This is a genomic window from Brevibacterium sp. BDJS002 (assembly GCF_028201555.1).
Taxonomy (GTDB): domain Bacteria; phylum Actinomycetota; class Actinomycetes; order Actinomycetales; family Brevibacteriaceae; genus Brevibacterium; species Brevibacterium aurantiacum.
Genome location: NZ_CP116392.1, coordinates 2,073,545 through 2,094,312 on the forward strand (window position 1 = coordinate 2,073,545; position 20,768 = coordinate 2,094,312).

Consider the following 20,768-nt stretch of genomic DNA (forward strand, 5'->3'; position numbering starts at 1 on the left):
TTCCCGAGGGCACTCCTCGCAGACCACCGTGATGAGATGACGGTGCGCAGATGACGAAGACGCGCAGACGGAACGCCCATCCGGCGATACCGGTGTGGCTATGGATCCCCGCAGTTCTCGGCATCGCCTTCCTCCTGGTCCCGATCATCGGGCTGGTCGCACGCATCGATCCGGGCCACCTCGGCGAGGTCATCCTGGCACCTGAATCACGGCTGGCGATGGGGCTGTCGCTGCTGACTGCTCTGATTGCGGCGCTGTGCTGTGTGGTCATCGGATTTCCGTTGGGATACCTGCTCGCGACGCGCACCTTTCGCGGGCAGCGAGTCGTGCGCACCCTCATCCTGCTTCCGCTCGTGCTGCCTCCGGTCGTCAGCGGTCTGGCGCTGCTCTACACCTGGGGGAGAACCGCGACACTCGGATCCCTGCTCACGGACATGGGACTCGGGCTGGCCTACACATCCGCGGCAGTGGTCTTCGCCCAGATCTTCGTCGCTCTGCCGTTCATGGTCATGTCCGTCGAAACTGCCGTCGCCGCACGCGGACATGACTTCGAACTTGCCGCCGCTGAGCTCGGTGCCGCACCCAACCGGGTGTTCTTCCACATCACCCTTCCGCTGCTGCGGCAGGGGATCATGACCGGCGCCATCCTCTGCTTCGCTCGAGCGCTGGGGGAGTTCGGTGCCACCCTGACCTTTGCCGGCTCCCTCTCCGGGGTCACCCGAACGATGCCGCTGCAGATCTACCTGGTCCGCGAAACCGACCCACAGTCTGCCATCGCCCTGTCCCTGCTCCTCATTGTCGTCGCCTTGGTCATCATCGTCCTCGCCTATCGTTCCCCTCACGCCCCCAGACTCCGGGCACCCAAACCCCACGAACCGCAGTCGACGACACGCTCGGTCAATGAGACGCTGCCAGCCGGTGAACCCCTGCCCGTTGACGGTCTCGGGCCGACGACAGCGAGCGCAGCCACGATCCGCCTCAGAGCATCCGTTCCCGATCGTGGCCTTGACATCGACCTGTCGATTCCCGGCTCGTCGACGACGGCGATGATCGGCCGGAACGGGGCAGGCAAGTCGAGCCTGTTCCAGCTGATGACCGGCGCCATCCCCGCCGACTCAGGCTCCCTGCACATCGGGAAGGACACCATCTTCGACATCGCGGACGGCAGCTGGCCGCCTGTCCACTCGCGCGGAATCGTCCACCTCGCACAGACACCTCTCCTATTCCCGCATCTGAATGTGATCGACAACGTTGCCTTCGGGCTCAAGGCCCAAGGACTCACCACCACGGAAGCACGCTCCCGTGCGCAGGACATGCTCACCAGGCTCGGAGTCGGCCACTGCTCCGGTCGGGCACCAGAGGCAGTCTCTGGTGGACAGGCGGCCAGGATCGCATTGGCCAGGGCCCTTGTCGTCGATCCGAAGCTGTTGCTGCTCGACGAGCCCCTGGCTGCTCTCGACGTCGACGTCAAGGTCGAAACCCGGCGAGTTCTGGCACAGGCTCTCGCTGGCCGCAGCGCCGTCATCATCACGCATGACGCCGCCGATGTCACCGTTCTGGCGACCACCCTGGTGCACATCGACTCCGGGTCTGTGGCCACCGTGGCACCGGTGGAGCAGATCGGGCAGCGTATCTCCGACGCAGGCCCAGACATGCCAGGTCACGAGTTCCTGACCAGTTTTTGCGCCACGGACGCAGAAGGAATAATGTGCATTACGACACAGTAGTTACTTTGAAACTGCACTAAGGAGCACAGCGTCGTGGCAGAACTTTCCTATTCCTCAGGACCATCCGAGACACCTCTGCTGGGGCAGACAATTCCCGCAAATCTGAAGGCCACAGTTGCCGCACATGCCCAAGAGCTGGCGCTGGTGGATCGGCATTCCGAGCGGCGGTGGACCTATGCCGAGTTCGACCGCGACACCGACGCCTTGGCGATCGGACTGCTTGAGCGCGGAGTGAAGAAGGGCGAGCGGGTCGGAATCTGGGCGCAGAACGTCGCCGAATGGGCTCTCGTCCAATACGCCACTGCGAAGATCGGCGCGATCCTCGTCAACGTCAATCCTTCCTACCGCAGTCACGAGCTCGAATACGTCGCCGAGCAGTCGGGCATGTCGATGCTCATCTCCCAGATCTCGGCACCTCCGCACTCGGACTTCCATGCGATCGCGACCGAGGTTGCCGGCAAAGTGGCGGGCCTCGAACTGGTCTTCATCGACACGGTTCCTGCCGACCTCCTCGGCGATGCGGTGATCGGCGAACGCGAATCCTTCGCTCACCTGATCGGAACCGGTCGTGACCTGCTCGACGAGGGCGCAGCCAAGTACTCGGTGCGGCTGGAGAAGCTTGCGGGCGAACTGGCGATGGACGATCCGATCAACATTCAGTACACCTCGGGCACCACAGGTTTCCCCAAAGGGGTGACGCTGAGCCATCACAACATCCTCAACAACGGCTTCTTCATCGGAGAGCTGCTGTCGTACTCTGCGAAGGACTCTGTCGTCCTGCCGGTTCCGTACTACCACTGCTTTGGCATGGTCATCGGAAACCTCGCGGCTCTCAGCCACGGCGCGGCCATCATTCTGCCCTCGCCCGGATTCGACCCGGGTGCGGCGCTGAGCGCAGTTTCAGAGGAGAAGGCGACCTCGCTCTACGGGGTGCCGACGATGTTCATCGGCGAACTCGAGCATCCGGACTTCTCGAGCTACGACCTCAGCTCGCTGCGTACCGGCGTCATGGCCGGCTCTCCCTGCCCGGTCGAGATCATGAAGCGCGTCATTTCCGATATGAATATGGACGAGGTCGCCATCTGCTACGGCATGACGGAGACCTCGCCGGTGTCCATGATGACCCGCGTCGACGACACCCTCGAAGCCCGCACTCAGACCGTCGGCCGCGTCATGCCCCACCTCGAGATCAAGATCGCCGACCCGGTCACCGGGCAAGCTGTCCCGCGCGGACAGAAGGGCGAACTGTGCACCCGCGGCTACGCGGTCATGCTCGGGTACTGGGAAAATCAGGAGAAGACCGCCGAGGCGATCGATGCATCCCGGTGGATCCACACCGGTGATCTGGGCATCATGGACGATAACGGCTACGTCGACATCTCCGGACGGATCAAGGATATGGTCATCCGCGGCGGAGAGAACGTCTACCCCCGTGAGGTCGAAGAGTTCCTCTACCACCATCCGTCGATCAGGGACGTCCAAGTCGTTGGGGTCGCCGACGAGAAGTACGGTGAAGAGCTCATGGCCTGGGTCATCCTCAAAGACGGCTTCGACTCTTTGACCGCAGCGGAGGTCAGGGAATTCTGCAACGGCAAACTCGCCCATTTCAAGATCCCGCGCTACGTGGAGGTCCGAGAGTCATTCCCGATGACCGTGTCGGGCAAGATCCGCAAGATCGAGCTGCGTGAAGAAGGCGAGAAGATCATCCAGAAGACGAGCCTCGTCTGAGGAATCGGTGCGATAGTCCTCGGTGAGGGCCGCACCCGCACGTCCGTGAAAGACTGCAACCGACGATTGGCCCAGGTCACAAGTCGGTTGCAGTTTTTCTGGCAAGCCTCCACGTTTTTCATGTGAGACCTTTATTCACTAAGATCAACTCTTATGAGAGCTGAATCACAACCGTTGGTGTCCGTCACAGATGTCGAGAAACACTACGGTGATTTTCACGCCCTGAAGCACATCAACCTCAACATCAAAGAACGCGAAGTCGTCGTCGTCATCGGTCCCTCCGGCTCCGGCAAATCGACCCTGTGTCGGACGATCAACCGTTTGGAGACCATCACCTCCGGTTCGATCACGATCGACGGGAAGGAACTTCCTGCGGAAGGCGCAGCTCTGGCGCACCTGCGCTCGGACGTGGGAATGGTCTTCCAGGCCTTCAACCTCTTCGCCCACAAGACGATCCTGGAAAACGTCACACTCGGACCGATCAAGGTCCGCAAACTGTCCAAAGCCGAAGCCGAACAACAGGCCATGGCCCTGCTCGAACGCGTCGGGGTCGCTCACCAAGCCGACAAATACCCCGCACAGCTTTCGGGCGGGCAGCAGCAGCGAGTCGCCATCGCCCGTTCATTGGCGATGAAACCGAAGGTGATGCTCTTCGATGAGCCCACCTCGGCGCTGGATCCGGAGATGATCAACGAAGTCCTCGACGTCATGGTCGGACTCGCCGAAGAAGGCATGACCATGGTGGTCGTGACCCACGAGATGGGCTTCGCCAGAAAAGCCGCACACCGGGTCGTCTTCATGGCCGATGGGGAGATCGTCGAGGTCGCCGAGCCAGAAGAGTTCTTCACCAACCCCCAGACCCCACGCGCCAAGGACTTCCTGTCCAAGATCCTCACCCGCTGATCGCAGCGAACGAAGTCGTTCGTCACCGCACAGTCCTGCACCACCTCACACAGCACCACACTCACAAGGAGAAACGATGAAGAAGCTCAGACTCTCAATCGCATCTGTCGCGATCGGACTGCTCGCACTCAGCGGTTGCGGCCAAGGTGGAACCCCTGATGCTCCTGCCGAGGGCGACGGCGCCCAGGCGGAAGCACCCGAATACACAGTCAACGACAGCGCCGATTTCAAAGACTCCAAGACCTGGAAGGCCGCCAAAGACGCCGGCGAGCTGAAGGTCGGCGTCAAGTACGATCAGCCGGGACTCGGCAACGTCAAGGCCGGATCCGAACAGCCCGAAGGCTTCGACATCGAAATCGCGAAGATGGTGGCCGCGCAGCTGGGCTTCAGCCCAGACCAGATCAAATACACCGAGACCGTCTCTGCCAACCGTGAGCCCTTCCTGCAGCAGGGCAACATCGACATGGTCGTGGCTACCTACACCATCAACGACGAACGCAAGAAGGTCGTTGACTTCGCCGGACCGTACTACGTTGCCGGTCAGGACCTGCTCGTCGCCGAAGATTCCGACATCGCCGGCCCCGACGATCTGGACGGCAAGAAGGTCTGCTCGGTGGACGGTTCGACACCGGCACAGAACATCGAAGAGAAATACGACAAGGCAGAGCTCGTGGCCTATGACACCTACTCGAAGTGTGTCACTGACCTGCAGTCGGGTTCCGTTGACGCGGTGACCACCGACGACGCGATCCTGCGTGGCTACGCAAAGCAGTACGAAGGCGAGTTCAAGGTCGTCGGCAAGCCCTTCACCGAAGAGCCCTACGGTGTTGGTCTGCCCAAGGGTGATGACGCGATGCGCGATGCTGTCAACGATGCCCTGCAGAAGGGCATGGACGACGGGGACTGGAAGAAGGCATTCGAATACACCCTCGGCTCCGCCGATGATGTCGAAATGCCTGAAATCGACCGCGACTGACCAGCCTTCAGATTGACATGATGCGAGGGCACCCAACGGTGCCCTCGCATCGATTAAGGAATCTGGAATGGATTTTCTGCAACTTCTCGAGATGTTCCTCTCAGGCATCTGGGGCACCGTCAAACTCTTCACCGTCGCCCTGATCGGCGCCCTCGTACTGGGCACGATCCTGGCCGGAATGCGCGTCTCACCGACACCGGTCCTGCGGATCGCGGCTTCGACCTACATCAACGTCGTCAGGAACACACCGCTGACGCTGGTGATGTTCTTCTGTGCCTTCGGACTGCCGTTCCTCGACATCCGCTTCGGCTCGACCAGCTCCTTCAACTCCTTCATCTACGCAACGCTGGCGCTCACTGCCTATACGGCATGCTTCGTCGCCGAGACTCTCAGGTCGGGCATCTCGACGATTCCCGTCGGCCAAGCCGAAGCAGCTCGGGCCGTCGGGCTCACGTTCGGCCAGACCCTGAGCCAGGTCATTCTGCCTCAGGCGTTTCGCACCGTCATCCCGCCTCTGGGCAGCGTCATTATCGCGCTGCTGAAGAACACCTCGATCGCCTCGGCGTTCAACAACCGTGAACTCATCTCGGCCATGCGCAATGCCATCGAGGTCCGGGGCGACCTGGTGATCCCGCTGCTGTTCGGGACCGCTCTTGCCTACCTGATCTTGGCGCTGATCCTGGGTCGCGTCTTCGACTACCTCGAGAGGAAACTGGTGATCCTGCGATGAGCGCACCGACACAGGTCCTGTTCGACGAACCCGGTCCCAAGGCTCGTCGCAACAACATCATCCTCTCGATCGTCTCGGCCCTTGTGCTGGCCGGACTCATCGCCTTCATCATCTGGAAGTTCGCCGACGCCGGACAGCTGGACGCGGCGAAATGGTATCCATTCACGTTCTCCCAGATTCAGCTGGTCCTGCTCCAAGGCATGGCCGCAACCCTTAAGGTCGCGGTCGTCGCCTCCCTGCTGGCTCTGGTCGTCGGAGTCGTATTCGCGCTGCTGCGGCTCTCGAGCAAGAAGGTCATCTCGGTACCGGGAACCATCGTCCTCGAGTTCTTCCGCGGAGTCCCTGTCCTGCTGCTGATCTTTGCGATGTTCCTCATCTTCGGAAACACCATCGGAGCATTCTGGTCAGTCGTCATCGGCCTGACACTCTACAACGGGATGGTTCTGGCCGAGATCATCCGTGCCGGTATCCTCGCCGTTCCGAAGGGTCAGCGAGAAGCCGCCATGGCCATCGGTCTGCGCCCGGGACAGGTGATGAGCCTGGTGCTCATGCCGCAGGCGCTGCGTGCCATGATGCCTACGATCATCGCCCAGATCGTCGTGCTGCTCAAGGACTCGGCCCTGGGCTTCATCGTCACCTATCAGGACCTGCTGTACCAGGTGAATCTCATCGGCCGTGAGTACAACAATCTGCTCCCGACATTCCTCGTCGGTGCCGTGCTCTTCATCATCATCAACATGATCGTCGCCGGCATCGCCCGGTGGTTGGAGAAGCGTCTCCAGCGAAAGGCCACCGCTCCCGTCGGAGCGGAAGGCCTGTCGGCGAAGACTGTCGCATAGACGAGCTGAGACGGGTGGCGTCGGTGAGTGAAGATACCGGCGCCACCCTGTAATGTTCGTGACAAGGACGATGCCGTTGACAAGGAGTCCCACATGCAGCCCGAACCCAGTTCCACCCCCGTCACGGTGGTCAAGAACCCCGGTCGCGAACGCTTCGAGATCTTCACCGCCGAGGATCCCGTACAGTTCACAGGCTTCCTTGCCTATCGCGTCATCGACGAACACACGGTCGAGCTCCAGCACACCATCATCTCCGAAGGCTTCTCACGTCGCGGCTTCGCTCGCACACTGGTCACCAGTGCTCTTGATCAGATCCGGGACGAAGGCGGTCGCATCGTCCCGACCTGCAGCTACGTCCAGGACTACCTTGAACGATTCCCGCAGTACGCCGACCTCGTGGCGAAAGCTTGAGCACACCACACACAGACTCGATTCCACGGGCCGCAGGGCTCAACTCTGTGCAGCTTGGGGCAGGTCGCTTCGCTCCCAGCCCCAGCGGGGACCTGCACATCGGCAACATCCGCTCAGGACTGCTGGCATATGTTCGTGCGCGGCAGACCGGGAGACGGTTTCTCTGGCGCATCGAAGACCTCGACCGGGTCCAGCCCGGTGCGGCGCAATCACAGCTTGAGGTCTTCGCCGATTTGGGGATCGCACCGGACGAGCCACCGCTCATCCAGTCCGAACGGCTCGGCATCTACACCGAAGCGCTGAATCGCCTCGAGGGGCGCGGGCTTGTCTATGAGTGCTACTGCTCCCGCAAGGACATCCAGCAGGCGCCGTCTGCACCCCATTCTCCGCCCGGGTCGTACCCGGGGACCTGTCGTGATCTGTTGGAGTCCGAACGAGAACAGCACAGACAGCGCCTCCAACAGCAGGGACGCAGCCCAGCGCTGCGTCTGCGGACTGACAATGTCGAGGTCACCGTCGAGGATCGACTGCTGGGTGAGATCACGGCCCCGGTCGATGACCTGGTCCTCAAACGCGGTGACGGGGTCTTCGCCTACAACCTCATCGTCGTCGTCGACGACGCTGCCAGCGGTGTCGACGAAGTGGTCAGGGGCGACGATCTGGCCACCTCGGCGCCACGTCAGGCTCATCTGGCCGACCTGCTGGGACTGCCGCAGCCGTCGTGGCTGCACGTTCCACTGGTGGTGAACACCGCAGGCAGCCGATTGGCCAAACGCGATGGCGCGGTCACCTATCAGCAGCTGCGAGCACTGGGATGGACACCAGATGATGTCTATTCCTGGATCGCCACGTCCCTCGGTGTCATCGGCGCCAAGGGATCATGGTCAACCATCGACGACATGGTGGCAGGACTCGACTTCGATCGGATTCGCACCGACGAGACGATGTTCGTTCCGCCCTCTGAAGCACTCGGCTGACAGGGTCAGGCCGCGGAGACGATGTTCTCGTCGATGACCTTGCTGTAGATGGATTCGAAGGTGTCAAGCGTGTACTCGATGTCGTGTTTGGCCACCACATCGAGTGAGGCCCTGGCCATCGTGTCGAGGTCGTCCTCGGAAAGCTCACAGATCTGCGTGAAGCGCGAAGCCAACTCCTCGATATCCCTTGGCGGGAACAGGAAACCGTTGATCCCGTCTCTGACGAGGTGCGGCAGGGCCACCGCGTCAGCGAGGACGACTGGCTTTCGGGAGGCCAGCGCCTCCAGCGTCGCGATCGACTGAAGCTCGGCGGTCGAGGGCATACAGAAGAACGTGCAGCGCTGGTAGGCGTCCATGAGCTCCTTGTCGCTGATCTTGCCCAAGACATGGACGCGGTCGGCGATGCCGAGTTCGGCAGCCAATTCCTTGAGCGGCTCTTCCTGGTCCCCGCCACCGACGATGTCGGCTTCGAGTCCGAGCGCCGGATCAGTCTTCGCGAGCGCTTCGACGATGTCGGCGGCGTGCTTCTCTGAGGAGAGTCGGCCCACAAAGAGGACTCGCGGTGGCGCTGAACCCGAAACGGGATCAGGCACTGTCGCAGGCTGAACGGCTTCATCGTCGCGCAGATGCGCGAAGCGCTCCAGGTCGATGCCACACGAGACTGCTCGGATGGGGGAGGTGAACCCATTCTGGGTGAGAAGGTCGGCGGCCAGCTGCGTCGGCACGGTGATGAAGTCCGCGGACTGGAATTTTCTGCGCAGATCCCACCAGGCGACAGCGGTGCCTCCGTCGAGAAGCGATTTCGGCGCCCGCAGATACGGGCGAACATTGTCGGGCATGAAGTGGTTCGTGGCGACTACGGGAATGCCGCGCCTGCTCGCCTCAGAGAATGCGTAGCGCCCGATGACGAAGTGTGCCTGTGTGTGAACGACATCGGGTTGAAGAGTGTCGAGGAGGCGGGACAGCTCCGGTTTCGTCTCCCACGGCATGCAGATGGTCCAGGTGGGGTGCAGGAGCCACCGATGTGAGGTCATGCGGTGGACGGTGACACCATCCTCGGTGCTCACTGAGGCCTTGCCTGTTGCAGAGGGACAGGCGACGTGAACATCGTTGCCGCGGGCAGCGAGCCCAGCAGCCAGACGTTCCGCGAACTTCGCGGCACCATTGACCTCGGGAGCGTAGGTCTCCGTCGGGATGAGAATACGGCGGGCTGGGGTGTGGCTGTGGGCGGACAGGATTCAACTCTCCTCGGTGTCGGTCAACTGGTCTGTGCGACGAGCGACTCGACGCTGGTGTTCTCGATCTTTGACATCGGGGTGATACCGCGACAATACAACGACGCCCAGACAGGCGACCAATCCGGTGGCTGCGATCACGACGATGAGCCAGACCGGAGCGGCCGATACTTCGCCCAAGACGACCGAGCCGAGGACCACAGCACCGATCGGGTCGACGACAGTCAGGCCGGCGATGACCATCTCCGGGGGCCGGCCGCATAGGCATTCTGCACGAACCAGGACCCGAGCGCCGTCGCAACGATGAGGCCGACGACATTGAGCCATGTGACCTGGTCCAGTCCTGCCCGCAGCAGTTGGACGCTGACGAGGTGGGTATTCGTGGCCACACACGCGAACAGCAGGCCTGCGGCCATGATGAGGACGAGCTGGGGCGCGCTCCGGAAGAAGACCATGATGGACAGGCCGGCAGCGACGACGACAGCGGTGATCCAGACCAGCGGCAGCGCGTCGGAGCCCAGATGCACCTCTGTACGAGCGGTGGTGGCTGACAGCGCTACGAAGATGGTCACACCGACGGTGCACCAGACGACTGCCTGGACAAGACGTCGATTGACCTTGAGCCCACGATGGCGCACACCCAGAAGAACAGACACGATGAGGGAGAAGGCACCGACAGGTTGGACGACCATCACCGGGGCAAGCGCCAGAGCGACGATGTTGCCCACAGTCCCCAGGCCCGTGACGATCAGTCCGATCAGCCATTTCCTGTTGCTCAGCAGCTCTTTGAAATGAGCCCAGCTCAGCCCGTTGTGGGAGTTATTCTGACCTGCGACGGCTTCATGTTGGTACAGCGCTCCATAGGCCAGAGCCACCGCCGCCAGGACGGCGAGGGCGATTGCCACTAAGGTCACGTGCTCTTCTTCCGCTGCATGGATGGGGAGAGGAATCCCTTTGATTTTACAGTGCGGTCACCTCGCCGAGGTGGTTGTTGACTGGGTTTGTCCTGACTGTACGGATTCCACGGTATCTGGTGGTGGGGTTAACCGGAACTGTGAGCTAAAGCACTGTTGTCCGCTTTGTCGCAGACCTTGGGTCTTTGCTAAGCTGACACAACGTGCGCAGGCAACTGCGACATTCCTCCGTAGCTCAGTTGGCAGAGCATTCGACTGTTAATCGAAGGGTCGCTGGTTCGAGCCCAGCCGGGGGAGCAGCTCAGGCCCCGTCCGTTTGGACGGGGCCTTTGTCGTGCCCTCGATTCTGAAGCAGTCAGTGTCGGCGCGCTCGCGAGGAACGGGAATAGTTGATCGATCAAGCAGGTTGTCTCGGGTATGAAGGCATTCGGGTTCTTGAGTTTCGGTCACTACGGGTCGGGAAGTGCTCCAGGGGAGTACGGGGCGAAGGAAGCGCTCCAGCAAGCAGTCGAGATCGGTGTCGGAGCCGACGATCTCGGCGTCAACGGCGCCTACTTCCGAGTCCATCACTTCGCTGAGCAGGCGGCTTCGCCGATGCCGTTGTTGGCAGCGATCGCGGCCAGGACCTCTCGAATCGAGGTCGGTACCGGTGTCATCGACATGCGCTACGAGAACCCTCTCTATCTGGCAGAGGAAGCCGCAGCCCTTGACCTGCTCTCGGATCAGCGTGTGGCACTGGGCATCAGCCGCGGATCACCGGAACCAGCCGACCAAGGCTGGGAATCCTTCGGCTACAGCGACAGCGATGATGCGAAAGCGGCGAACATGGCCCGCGACAAGTTCGCACGATTCCTGTCCGCCATCAGGGGCGATGAGATCGCGCCTGCGGATCCGATGCAGTTCGGACCCGATACGAAGCTGCGTGTCGAACCTCATTCGCCCGGTCTTGACCAACGTGTCTGGTGGGGCGCCGGAACCGCAGCGACCGCCGAATGGGCGGCTGCTCAGGGCGTGAATATGATGAGCTCGACCCTGCTGACCGAAGCGACCGGCGCATCCTTCGGCGAACTGCAACGCGATCAGATCGATCGTTATCGTGCAGCGTGGAAGTCCGCCGGCCATGACTGGACTCCGCGCGTGTCCGTCAGCCGCAGCATCTTTCCGATCACCACAAACCTCGATGACCTCTACTTCGGCCGTCGCTCCGACGGGCAAGGTGATCAGATCGGCATCATCGACGGCACCCGCTCGACCTTCGGCAAGACCTACGCCGGCGAGCCCGACGAACTCATCGAAGCGCTCAAGGCCGACCCTGCCGTCGAAGCCGCAGACACGGTGCTGCTGACGATCCCGAGCCAACTGGGAGTCGACTACAACCTCCACATCCTGGAATCCTTCGCCAGCTACGTCGCTCCGGCCCTGGGATGGCAGCCCAACACCTCTGGTCCGGTGACCGGCTCGACGATGTGATTTCCCCGGGGCGCGAGCACGGACACGTATGATGAAACAGTTCCCACAAAGGGGACTGTCGAATCGACTAGGTTCCGCACGGTGACCTCTGTGCGGAATTCGGTCCGAGCAGAGGTGATCAGGTGAGCGACGGCCAGCGCATGAATCAGGTTCAGAGACGAATCGTCCTCATCGGTCTCGTCCCGCTCTTCATGTCTCTGCTCTCAGTCTCAATCATCAACGTCGTCCTGCCGGCCATTGAGACTGATCTCCAGGCCTCGTCCTCGGCCCTGCAGTGGGTCCTCACCGGCTACGCCCTGTCCTTCGGCGTCGTGCTCGTGGCAGCAGGACGAGCAGGAGACGTCTTCGGCCGCGGCCAACTGTTCATGATCGGAGTGGGCCTGTTCGGCCTCGCCTCACTCGTTGCCGGCATCGCCCCCGGTGCACTGACTCTCAATATTGCTCGCGTCTTCATGGGGCTCGGGTCAGGTCTGCTCAATCCGCAGGTCGTGGGACTGCTGCAGCAGTACTTTCAAGGGCCGCAGCGCGGGCGCGCCTTCGGACTTATGGGCACCACCGTCGGCCTCTCCGTCGCAACAGGTCCGATCCTCGGCGGTGTCTTCATCGCTCTCTTCGGCCCTGAGCTCGGCTGGCGTGCGGCCTTTCTCGTCAATGTCCCCTTCGCAGTCATCTCCCTCATACTCGCCAAAAGCTGGCTGCCGAAATCAGCCTGGCACCCTATCGCCGCCAACGACGGGTCCGATGCGAACCCGACGGCCGCCTCGGCGAACGGGGGACACGTCCCGAACAGGGAGCGCGACCTCGATCCCGTCGGAGTCATCCTCCTCGGTGTCGGAGTCCTCCTTGTGCTGCTGCCCTTCGTCGAGTCCTCGGTCGGCTGGTTCATCTGGCTCGGCCTACCTCTGGGACTCATCACGATCTGGCTCTGGACCCGGTGGGAGCGCCGGTACTCCGCCCGTGGACACGCTCCCATGGTCGATCTGAACCTGTTCAGCATTCGGAGCTTCAGCAACGGTTCGATCATCATCACCCTGTACTTCATGGGCGTGACGAGCGTCTGGGTGCTCATCGCCATGTACATGCAACAGGGGTTGGGCCACACCGCACTGGCGGCGGGCATGATCGGCCTTCCGGCCGCCCTGCTGTCGGCTGTGTCGGCAGATGTGTCCGGACGTTTCGTGTTCCAGATCGGACGCCGACTCGTCGTCTGGGGGATCGTCACCTGCCTGGTGGGCCTCGTCTCGACGATCGGCGTCGTCTTCCTCCTCACACAGGGCATCGGCAGCGAATGGTGGATGCTGCTGACTTTGAGCTTCATCGGAGCTGCCCAGGGAATGGTCATCAGCCCGAACCAGACCCTGACGCTGCAGGAAGTGCCGCTGAAGTATGCGGGATCGGCCGGGGGAGTCCTGCAGACGGGCCAACGCATCGGCACGTCGATGGGCTTGGCAATCATGACCGCGCTGGCCTTCGCCGTCACGGCGATCAGCGATTGGAACATCGGCATGATCGCCTCGTTCGCGGCCATTGCGCTCATCGTGATCCTGGCCGGAATCGTCGGTCTGGCCGAGGTCAGACGAGGCCGGCGCCGTCAGCTCTGAGCGCAATAATGTTACGGAATTTAGACAATCGCGTCTGTTCTCATGTGGAAGACTGTGAACGCATGTTTGCCCATGGAAGGACATATGGTGGTTGAGGCGGTACACGATCTGGACCTGGCTCTCGAAGAGTTGGTGCGCTCAGGTGGGATCGAAACCTATTTCGCCCCTGTCGTCGATGCGTACACCTTCGACAAAGTGGGATATCAGATCCTCCAGGCCCCCATCGATGACCCGGCACTCGGGCACGCTGAATCCGAAAATCTGCGCCGCGAGATGCATGCCTCGGCGATGATCGGCGATATCGATGCTTCACTTCGGGCAACAGCTCTGAGGACTGCCGAGGCGGCGGGACTGCCCAAGTCGAACCGGCTCTTCCTCCACGCAGAAGGCGAATCCTTCGCCACCCTTGAAGATCGCACCGAAGAACCCGACCGCTCAGTCATCCTGCAGCTCGATGCCTCCCGCGTGTCGTCCTCACCAGCGTCCGTCCTCCGCGCGGTCCGTCAGGCCCGGTCGATGGGCTGGGGCGTGGGAATGTCCTCGGTCGGTGCTGACCTGCGGAGCACCTCATTCGTGCCTTTGGTCAATCCGTCTGTCGTTGGTCTTCACCCGGACGTTCTTCGCATCGACTGCGAATCGCATCTGGCCGAGCTCAATCGACTTCTTCATGCTCACCTCGAACGCACTGGAGCCGTGATCCTTGCAGAAGGGGTCACCACCGAGGATGATCTCGACCGGGTGCGAGCTCTGGGCGCACGCTTCATGTCAGGACCGTACTTCGGCCCCGCGACCAAGGAACCCGAACCATTCGCAGAACCGATCGAGGACGGTCTGGTCGATCACCATTCGCGTAACCTTCCGGCACTGGGCACTCCCTATTCGATCGCCCAGGGTCTGCGGCGTGAACCTCTGGTGATGAATCGTGAGCTGCTGATCGCTCAGATCGCTGCCCTCGAAGAACGCGCCCTGGCTTCAGGTGCCGCCACAATCACCCTCGGAGTCTTCGGCGAAGACGAGACCTTCTCCCAAGCCACCCGCGATCGCTATGAACGCATCCGCGACACGGTGGGACTGACCGCGATGTTCTCCGGTGGGTTCACCGAACCGCCGATCTCTGGTGTACGCACAGGCGTCGTCGATGCGTCGGATCCCATGCGCAATGAGCACGGTGTCGTCGTGGTCGGTCCCGATTGGTCGGGTCTGGTTGCCGCGTCTAAACGCAACGATCCCGGCAGTGATGGTCAGACTGTCTTCGACGTCTACATCACGACGGAACGCTACACCTGCGTCGACGCCGCGCGCAGTGCGCTGACACGCATTTCGCCGGTGTCCTCAACCAGCTGAAGGACTCAACCCCCGTCGGGCAAACGTTGGGGCTCCAGCGGCTGCGCTGCGTGTGAGCCGAATGGGTCCGGGCCGTCAGTTGGTGCTAATCTTATTTCTGCTCGCCCCCGTAGCTCAGCTGGTCAGAGCAGGGAACTCATAATTCCTTGGTCGTCGGTTCAAGTCCGACCGGGGGCACCACTGATATAGCATCGGTGCATGACGATTGTCGTTCGTACCCCAGTCATCGAAGACGCCACGGCCATGGCCAAGGTCCATGTCGAGACATGGCAGGAAACGTACCAGGGCACTATGCCCGATGACGTCCTCTTCGCACCAGATTCTCTCCAGCGCCGAGAACACATGTGGAACTCACTTCTGGCTGGCGGCACTTCAGGCAAACTCACTATCGCGGTCGCTGAACACGATCGTCAGCTGGTCGGAATTGCTATGTCTGGGCCATCTGACGACGAAGACCGTCAGGGGGAGTCGGAGCTGTTCGTCCTCTACACCTACGAATCGGTCCACGGCCAAGGTGCAGGTGCCAAGCTCTTGGAGGCAGTCGTTGCACCAGATGAGTCTGTGTCCTTGTGGGTCGCTGACCCCAACCCGCGGGCGCAGGCGTTCTACTGCAAGATGGGATTCGCTCCTGACGGTTCCCGCAGCACCGACGATGATGATGGTGTCACCGAGATCCGGATGATCCGACCATCCCGATAGAGTCTTCGCCGCTGTGTGTCAGTCAACGTCTTCTGTTCGAGGAACGTGTTTTCCCGGAGTGAATGTCTCTCCCGACAGCGGCGCGTATGCCGTCCACTCGCCATCGGGACCGGCCTCAGCCACCAGCTGTGCCGCGCGTTCGTCCTCAGCGTCGAGTTCAGCAACGATGGTGGAAAATGCGGCAAAAGCCTCGTCGTTGTCTGCTGGGCTGCGGCTCTGAACCGTGTACGTCGGTGCGTGATGTTCGTACGAGGCGAATTCGACAACGAATTCCTCGCCGAGTTCGTTCGCGACCTGCCCGGCCAGATCGATGCCTGTCTGCGTGAAGGTTCGAGCTTCTTCCGCTGATTTCCAGTTGAAGTCGGCATCCAACGCTTCGTAGTACGACTGTTCCCACGCGTCGAGCTGATGAATCAGGTCTGGGGACAGGCCGGTGTCCTCATAGTCAATTGGAAAGACGAGCCACAGGACAGTGTCTGCATAGTCCGGGAACATGCGCACGGTGGTGGTTGTGCAGTTCTCATCCGTCATGCCGCCATCGTAGAGCACAAGGTGGCTGGTCCCCAACGACCTTCCGTGTCCGGGAAGCTGGCATTGAGCTGACCGGCTCCCTTCCTGTGCTGGTGCAGATCTCGGCTACACGCGACGCCACCAGGTCTTTCGGTGCTTGGCGCACAGGAAAAACTCGTCTATCATAGGCTCTAGCACCTCCTTTCGGATCGTAGGGGAAGACGTATCCGAGGTAGGAGGCACAAATGGATATGACACAGGGCGTACTATTCGTCCACTCAGCACCTCGCGCGCTTTGCCCGCATATTGAATGGGCAGCGGGCGGGGCAATCGGTGCACAGGCACGCTTCGACTGGACACCCCAGCCGGCAGCGCCAGGTCTTGTGCGCGCCGAGGTCTGCTGGCGAGCGCCAGCGGGTTCTGGTGCTCGCATCGCATCCGCACTTCGCGGATGGGACTCACTGCGCTATGAGGTGACCGAGGAGCCATCTGCCGGAGTCGACGGAGGCCGTTGGAGTCACACTCCGGAGCTCGGTATCTACCACGCGGTCACCGACTCTGCTGGCAATATTCTGGTTCCCGAAGATCGCATCCGCTCCGTCATGGAACGCGCCTCCGGTGATCCGATCAAACTTTCCACTGAGATGGCGCTGGCCCTGGGCGAAGCCTGGGACGAGGAGCTTGATGCCTTCCGCCACGCTGGCGAGGGCGCACCAGTGCGCTGGCTGACAAAGGTCGGCTGAGACTCTCACACAGCTTCCTGCGACGTTGATCCGATGACGTCCCTCAAGTTGCGGTAAACGACTATGGGCACACCTTCCTACCTCGGGTGTGCCCATAGTCGTATTCACGTGTGAGAGTTTGCAATGCCTCGAGTTCGACGCTGCTGCCGCAGTCTCGTTCTAGGGTGCTCCAGACACAGATCGGGGCCCCAGCATAATTGCTGGGGCCCCGATCTGATCGCTGCTCAGAGGCTGTACTGGTTTCGATGAACCAGTACAGGAACAACGCCGCCTCGTGAAGCGCTATCGCATCACAAAGCTCTATCGCTGATTTATACCGACTTGAACGCGACGACGGCATTGTGCCCGCCGAAGCCGAACGAGTTCGTAATCGCTGCGATTTCTCCGGCGGGAAGTTCTGCAGGAGTGTCGCGCACGATGTTGATGCCCACGACGTCCGGGTCGACTTCCTCGATGTTGATCGTCGGGGGAGCCATGCGAGTCTCCAAGGCCTTGACGGTGAGGATCGACTCGACTGCGCCGGTTCCGCCCAGCAGGTGACCGGTCATCGACTTGGTCGCACTGACGAGAGCATCTCCGACGTGAGAGCCCAGCAGTTGGCTGATCGCCAAGGACTCCGGGATGTCGCCCACTGGTGTCGACGTGGCGTGGGCGTTGACGTGCTTGACGTCTGCGGGGCTCAGGTCCGCGTTGTCCAGCGCACTCTGCATGGCACGCAGTGCGTACTGACCACCTGGCTCACCACCGGTGATGTGGTAGGCGTCGTTTGAGATGCCCCAGCTGGAGACCTCGGCGTAGATCTTCGCACCACGAGCCTTGGCGTGCTCTTCGGTCTCAAGGATGAGAGTTCCTGCACCCTCACCCATGACGAACCCATCGCGACCGACGTCGTATGGGCGTGACGCAGTCTCAGGGTAGTCTGTCCGACGTGAGAGCGCCTGCATCGAATTGAATGAGGCGATCGTGATCGGGTGGATCGCGGCTTCGGAACCACCGGCGATCACGATGTCGGCGTGACCTGAGGCCACAACGTCGTAGGCGTGGCCCAGGCTCTCGGTCGACGAGGCGCAAGCAGAGACCATGGTCTGGACTCCGGCGCGCGCCTTGAACTCCATGCCGATGGCTGCGGCTGGCCCGTTGGGCATGAGCATCGGCACGGTCAGAGGCATGACCCGGCGCGGGCCCTCTTCCTGGAGTGTGTCCCAGGCGTCGAGCAGAGTCCAGACTCCGCCGATTCCGGTCGCCCAAGAGACGGCGGTGCGGTCAGGGTCAGTTTCCTCGAGGCCGGCGTCGGCCATGGCCTCTCGGGCGGAGATCAATGCGAATTGGGAGGAGGGGTCGAGGCGTTTGGCCTGGACGCGTTTGAGATTCTCGGGAACGACCTGTGGGTCGACCTGTGCTGCGAAGTCGACGGCGAGGCCGTACTTCTCGGACCAATCATTGTCCATTGTGTGGACGCCGGACTTGCCGGCCAGGATGGCTTGCCACGTGGCATCGGCCGTCGCGCCCAATGGGGTTACCGCACCAATCCCGGTGACGACAACTTTAGGTGTCATGGTACAAACCTCGTCGATAGTGTGGACACGGCCCGTCGGTGGACGGGCCGTGTACGGCTAGTTTCTCAGGCCTCTTGAGCCTTGTTGATGTAGTCAACAGCGTCCTGGACGGTGACGAGGTCTTTGACGTCGTCATCCGGAATCTTCACGCCGAACTTCTTCTCAGCGTTGACGACGATGGTCATCATCGAGATGGAGTCGATGTCGAGGTCATCGGTGAAAGACTTGTTGGCCTCGACTGCTTCCACAGCCAAACCGGTTTCTTCGTTGACGATCTCTGCCAGTCCAGCGAGGACTTCAGCTTCGGTGAATGCCATTACTTTCCTACTTTCTAGTGTCAGCCGAGGGTTGGTCGACTGGTTGAGGAACTTTTCGACGAGTGTCCCGCCGAATATCTTAGGACATTCACGGAGAGTTTTCCGTGAATGAACCCGTTTAAGGGAGACGGATCACTTGTGCACCGAAGACCAGACCGGCTCCGAAACCGATCTGCAGTGCCAATCCTCCGCTGAGTTCGGGCTGTTCGCGCAGCAGACGCTCGGTGGCCAAGGGAATCGACGCCGAGGAGGTGTTGCCGTTGTCTGCGATATCTCGAGCGATGACGACTGATTCGGGCAGCTTGAGCTGCTTGGCCAGTTCGTCGATGATGCGCATATTCGCCTGATGGGGGATGAAGGCAGCCAGGTCAGAGGCTTCGATGCCGGATTCGGCAAGGGCCTCCTTGGCCACTTCGGCACCATCCCAGACGGCCCAACGGAAGACGGTCGGCCCGTCCTGGCGAAGGGTAGGGAATGGGGTCTCGCGGTCGTCGCGGACGTCATAGAGGGACTCGGTCATACGGATCGTCGACCAGTTCTCACCCTTCGAACCCCAGACGGTCTTCGAGATGCCCGGCTCGTCGGAGGACGAGACGACGACAGCGCCGGCTCCGTCACCGAGGATGAAGGAGATCGAACGATCCTCCGGGTCGATGACCTCGGAGAGCTTCTCAGCGCCGATTACCAGGATGTTGTCCATGGCTCCGGAGCGGACCAGTGCGTCGGCCTGTCCGATGCCGTAGCAGTAGCCGGCGCATGCGGCGCTGATGTCCCAGGCCGGGATGTGGCCGGTTCCCAGGCGATCGGTCAGTGCCGCTGCCGCTGACGGTGTGAAGTACTCGAAGGTGACGGTGGCGATGATGATGCCGCCGATGTCCTCGGGTTTGAGGCCCGAAGATGCGATTGCCTCGAGGGCTGCTTCCTCGCACATGTCGAGGACGCCGACGTCCTTGCTGGCCCGCCTGCGGGTGATGATGCCGGTGCGCTGGCGGATCCACTCATCGGAGGAGTTGATGGGGCCGGCGATGTCGTCGTTGGTGACGAGGTTCTCGGCGCGGTAGGCGCCGATGCCCGTGATCTTGGAGAAGCTTCCGGGCTCTGCGGTCTTCAGTGTTGGCATGGTGGTCTTCCTTTGATGATCAGGCGTGGGCCGCGGCGAACTCACGCGCCCCGTCGAGGTCTGCAGCGGATTTGATGGCGAATGTCTCCACGCCCTTCATGGCGCGTCGTGCAATGCCGGTGAGAGTTCCACCGGGGACGAGTTCGATCATTCCGGTGATGCCCGCGTTCAGGAGGGTCTCCTGGCACAGGTCCCAGCGGACCGGGTTGGTGACCTGTTTGACGAGACGGCCGACGTAGTCCTGTCCGTCCTCGACGACGGTGCCGTCGGAGTTGCTGAGGATCTTCGTGCCCGGGTCGGCAATCTCCAGCGCCGAGGCGGTGGCGGCCAGTTCAGCGGTTGCCGGAGCCATGAAATCGGTGTGGAAGGCACCGGCCACAGGCAAGGCGATGACTCGGGCCTTCTCCGGTGGGTTCTCGGCTAGCTTGTCGAGGCTCTCCTTCGATCCTGCTGCCACGGTCTGCCCGCCGCCGTTGACATTGGCCGGGCTTGCCCCGGCAGCTTCGATCGCGGCCAGAACGTCCTCGGGGTCGCCGCCGACGACGGCTGACATTCCCGTTGGTGTATGGGCGGCGGCGGATGCCATGCCGGCACCACGGACAGAGACGAAGCGCATGGCGTCAGACGCTGTGAAGATCCCAGCGATCTGTGCTGCCGCGATCTCACCGACGGAGTGTCCGGCGACATAGTCGGCCTTGACTCCGAGTTCCGCTGCGCACGCGATTGCTGACGCGACGAGCAGCGGCTGCGCCAGAGCTGTGTCCTTGATGGTCTCATCATCCGATTCGGTTCCGTGCTCTCGCAGGTCGATCCCGGATGCGGAGGAGAGTTCGTCGATCTGTGCGGCGAAGGCGTCAAGTTCCAGGAAGGAACTCAGAAAGCCCGACTTCTGGGCACCTTGGCCCGGGCAGGTGATTGCTAGCACTCAGTTCTCTTTTCGCTCGACTTCGGTGTTCAATCTAGTGGAT

General features: G+C 61.7%; 21 protein-coding genes and 2 tRNA genes. 15 read left to right on the forward strand and 8 right to left on the reverse strand.

Annotated elements, in window-relative coordinates; genetic code table 11:
* Positions 1-50 precede the first annotated feature (50 nt).
* The 8 genes from PGC08_RS09720 (at position 51) to gluQRS (ending at position 8,291) form a co-directional block, all read left to right on the forward strand.
* Complete coding sequence (locus tag PGC08_RS09720; protein WP_009882440.1) at positions 51-1,727, forward strand: ABC transporter permease; 1,677 nt, start codon at positions 51-53, stop codon at positions 1,725-1,727.
* Positions 1,728-1,760: 33 nt separating this feature from the next.
* Entirely contained in the window at positions 1,761-3,455 is a 1,695-nt protein-coding gene (locus PGC08_RS09725) for an AMP-binding protein (RefSeq protein WP_193078987.1), read from the forward strand.
* A gap of 153 nt (positions 3,456-3,608) precedes the next feature.
* Complete coding sequence (locus tag PGC08_RS09730) at positions 3,609-4,358, forward strand: amino acid ABC transporter ATP-binding protein (protein WP_050773352.1); 750 nt, start codon at positions 3,609-3,611, stop codon at positions 4,356-4,358.
* Positions 4,359-4,434: 76 nt separating this feature from the next.
* Complete coding sequence (locus PGC08_RS09735; RefSeq protein ID WP_271710021.1) at positions 4,435-5,334, forward strand: glutamate ABC transporter substrate-binding protein; 900 nt, start codon at positions 4,435-4,437, stop codon at positions 5,332-5,334.
* 67 nt (positions 5,335-5,401) lie between these two features.
* The gene (locus PGC08_RS09740; protein WP_009882435.1) at positions 5,402-6,064 is read left to right on the forward strand and encodes an amino acid ABC transporter permease; all 663 of its coding nucleotides are present in this window, start codon (positions 5,402-5,404) and stop codon (positions 6,062-6,064) included.
* Positions 6,061-6,903, forward strand: coding sequence for an amino acid ABC transporter permease (locus PGC08_RS09745; RefSeq protein WP_009882432.1), 843 nt, complete (start codon positions 6,061-6,063; stop codon positions 6,901-6,903). Before PGC08_RS09740 ends, PGC08_RS09745 begins: the two co-directional genes overlap by 4 nt.
* A gap of 93 nt (positions 6,904-6,996) precedes the next feature.
* The gene (locus PGC08_RS09750) at positions 6,997-7,314 is read left to right on the forward strand and encodes a GNAT family N-acetyltransferase (protein WP_271710022.1); all 318 of its coding nucleotides are present in this window, start codon (positions 6,997-6,999) and stop codon (positions 7,312-7,314) included.
* Between the two features lie 47 nt (positions 7,315-7,361).
* Positions 7,362-8,291 (forward strand): tRNA glutamyl-Q(34) synthetase GluQRS, encoded by a 930-nt coding sequence (gene gluQRS / locus PGC08_RS09755; protein ID WP_009882430.1) that lies wholly within the window; start codon positions 7,362-7,364, stop codon positions 8,289-8,291.
* A 5-nt stretch (positions 8,292-8,296) separates the two neighbouring features.
* On the opposite strand, the gene PGC08_RS09760 is transcribed toward gluQRS, so the two are convergent.
* Genes PGC08_RS09760 through PGC08_RS09770 form a run of 3 tightly spaced genes read right to left on the reverse strand, consistent with a single transcriptional unit; the run spans position 8,297 to position 10,440 of the window.
* Entirely contained in the window at positions 8,297-9,529 is a 1,233-nt protein-coding gene (locus tag PGC08_RS09760) for a glycosyltransferase (protein ID WP_307722858.1), read from the reverse strand.
* Positions 9,530-9,769, reverse strand: a complete 240-nt coding sequence (locus tag PGC08_RS09765; RefSeq protein ID WP_271710023.1) for a hypothetical protein — start codon at positions 9,767-9,769, stop codon at positions 9,530-9,532.
* On the reverse strand, positions 9,751-10,440 hold the full coding sequence (locus PGC08_RS09770; protein ID WP_271710024.1) for a DMT family transporter: 690 nt from the start codon (positions 10,438-10,440) through the stop codon (positions 9,751-9,753). The genes PGC08_RS09765 and PGC08_RS09770 overlap by 19 nt, the downstream gene beginning before the upstream one ends.
* 224 nt (positions 10,441-10,664) lie before the next feature.
* Here PGC08_RS09770 and PGC08_RS09775 point away from each other — a divergent pair.
* From PGC08_RS09775 to PGC08_RS09800, 6 genes are all read left to right on the forward strand, one after another.
* Positions 10,665-10,737: transfer RNA gene (locus tag PGC08_RS09775), tRNA-Asn, on the forward strand.
* Between the two features lie 120 nt (positions 10,738-10,857).
* Positions 10,858-11,910, forward strand: a complete 1,053-nt coding sequence (locus PGC08_RS09780) for an LLM class flavin-dependent oxidoreductase (RefSeq protein WP_069600108.1) — start codon at positions 10,858-10,860, stop codon at positions 11,908-11,910.
* A gap of 122 nt (positions 11,911-12,032) precedes the next feature.
* Positions 12,033-13,511, forward strand: a complete 1,479-nt coding sequence (locus PGC08_RS09785) for an MFS transporter (protein ID WP_101556345.1) — start codon at positions 12,033-12,035, stop codon at positions 13,509-13,511.
* An 84-nt stretch (positions 13,512-13,595) separates the two neighbouring features.
* Positions 13,596-14,855, forward strand: coding sequence for an EAL domain-containing protein (locus PGC08_RS09790; protein WP_009882405.1), 1,260 nt, complete (start codon positions 13,596-13,598; stop codon positions 14,853-14,855).
* 103 nt (positions 14,856-14,958) lie between these two features.
* A tRNA-Ile gene (locus PGC08_RS09795) sits at positions 14,959-15,035 on the forward strand.
* A gap of 18 nt (positions 15,036-15,053) precedes the next feature.
* Complete coding sequence (locus tag PGC08_RS09800; RefSeq protein WP_096160835.1) at positions 15,054-15,554, forward strand: GNAT family N-acetyltransferase; 501 nt, start codon at positions 15,054-15,056, stop codon at positions 15,552-15,554.
* Positions 15,555-15,572: 18 nt separating this feature from the next.
* Here PGC08_RS09800 and PGC08_RS09805 read toward each other — a convergent pair whose 3' ends face one another.
* Positions 15,573-16,085: a hypothetical protein gene (locus PGC08_RS09805; RefSeq protein ID WP_135447022.1), complete on the reverse strand. Its 513-nt coding sequence runs from the start codon at positions 16,083-16,085 to the stop codon at positions 15,573-15,575.
* A gap of 230 nt (positions 16,086-16,315) precedes the next feature.
* On the opposite strand from PGC08_RS09805, the gene PGC08_RS09810 reads away from it, so the two are divergent.
* Positions 16,316-16,807 carry a DUF3145 domain-containing protein gene (locus tag PGC08_RS09810; RefSeq protein ID WP_069601345.1) on the forward strand — a complete coding sequence of 164 codons (492 nt, stop codon included), beginning with the start codon at positions 16,316-16,318 and terminating at the stop codon, positions 16,805-16,807.
* A 311-nt stretch (positions 16,808-17,118) separates the two neighbouring features.
* Here PGC08_RS09810 and PGC08_RS09815 read toward each other — a convergent pair whose 3' ends face one another.
* The 4 genes from PGC08_RS09815 to PGC08_RS09830 form a co-directional block, all read right to left on the reverse strand.
* A complete protein-coding gene (locus PGC08_RS09815) occupies positions 17,119-18,363 on the reverse strand; it encodes a beta-ketoacyl-[acyl-carrier-protein] synthase family protein (RefSeq protein ID WP_271710025.1) in 1,245 nt (414 codons plus the stop codon).
* Between the two features lie 65 nt (positions 18,364-18,428).
* Positions 18,429-18,680, reverse strand: coding sequence for an acyl carrier protein (locus PGC08_RS09820; protein WP_009882400.1), 252 nt, complete (start codon positions 18,678-18,680; stop codon positions 18,429-18,431).
* A 118-nt stretch (positions 18,681-18,798) separates the two neighbouring features.
* Entirely contained in the window at positions 18,799-19,800 is a 1,002-nt protein-coding gene (locus PGC08_RS09825; RefSeq protein ID WP_069600112.1) for a beta-ketoacyl-ACP synthase III, read from the reverse strand.
* A 19-nt stretch (positions 19,801-19,819) separates the two neighbouring features.
* Positions 19,820-20,725, reverse strand: coding sequence for an ACP S-malonyltransferase (locus PGC08_RS09830; protein WP_009882398.1), 906 nt, complete (start codon positions 20,723-20,725; stop codon positions 19,820-19,822).
* Positions 20,726-20,768 lie beyond the last annotated feature (43 nt).

Bases quoted from the DNA above. Each gene is read 5' to 3' on its own strand.
- PGC08_RS09820 (WP_009882400.1), bottom strand. From the start codon at position 18,680: ATGGCATTCACCGAAGCTGAAGTCCTCGCTGGACTGGCAGAGATCGTC.
- PGC08_RS09745 (WP_009882432.1), top strand. From the start codon at position 6,061: ATGAGCGCACCGACACAGGTCCTGTTCGACGAACCCGGTCCCAAGGCT.
- PGC08_RS09780 (WP_069600108.1), top strand. From the start codon at position 10,858: ATGAAGGCATTCGGGTTCTTGAGTTTCGGTCACTACGGGTCGGGAAGT.
- PGC08_RS09805 (WP_135447022.1), bottom strand. From the start codon at position 16,085: ATGACGGATGAGAACTGCACAACCACCACCGTGCGCATGTTCCCGGAC.
- PGC08_RS09740 (WP_009882435.1), top strand. From the start codon at position 5,402: ATGGATTTTCTGCAACTTCTCGAGATGTTCCTCTCAGGCATCTGGGGC.
- PGC08_RS09735 (WP_271710021.1), top strand. From the start codon at position 4,435: ATGAAGAAGCTCAGACTCTCAATCGCATCTGTCGCGATCGGACTGCTC.
- PGC08_RS09720 (WP_009882440.1), top strand. From the start codon at position 51: ATGACGAAGACGCGCAGACGGAACGCCCATCCGGCGATACCGGTGTGG.
- PGC08_RS09800 (WP_096160835.1), top strand. From the start codon at position 15,054: ATGACGATTGTCGTTCGTACCCCAGTCATCGAAGACGCCACGGCCATG.
- PGC08_RS09730 (WP_050773352.1), top strand. From the start codon at position 3,609: ATGAGAGCTGAATCACAACCGTTGGTGTCCGTCACAGATGTCGAGAAA.
- PGC08_RS09810 (WP_069601345.1), top strand. From the start codon at position 16,316: ATGACACAGGGCGTACTATTCGTCCACTCAGCACCTCGCGCGCTTTGC.
- PGC08_RS09750 (WP_271710022.1), top strand. From the start codon at position 6,997: ATGCAGCCCGAACCCAGTTCCACCCCCGTCACGGTGGTCAAGAACCCC.
- PGC08_RS09790 (WP_009882405.1), top strand. From the start codon at position 13,596: ATGGTGGTTGAGGCGGTACACGATCTGGACCTGGCTCTCGAAGAGTTG.
- PGC08_RS09765 (WP_271710023.1), bottom strand. From the start codon at position 9,769: ATGGTCATCGCCGGCCTGACTGTCGTCGACCCGATCGGTGCTGTGGTC.
- PGC08_RS09825 (WP_069600112.1), bottom strand. From the start codon at position 19,800: ATGCCAACACTGAAGACCGCAGAGCCCGGAAGCTTCTCCAAGATCACG.
- PGC08_RS09815 (WP_271710025.1), bottom strand. From the start codon at position 18,363: ATGACACCTAAAGTTGTCGTCACCGGGATTGGTGCGGTAACCCCATTG.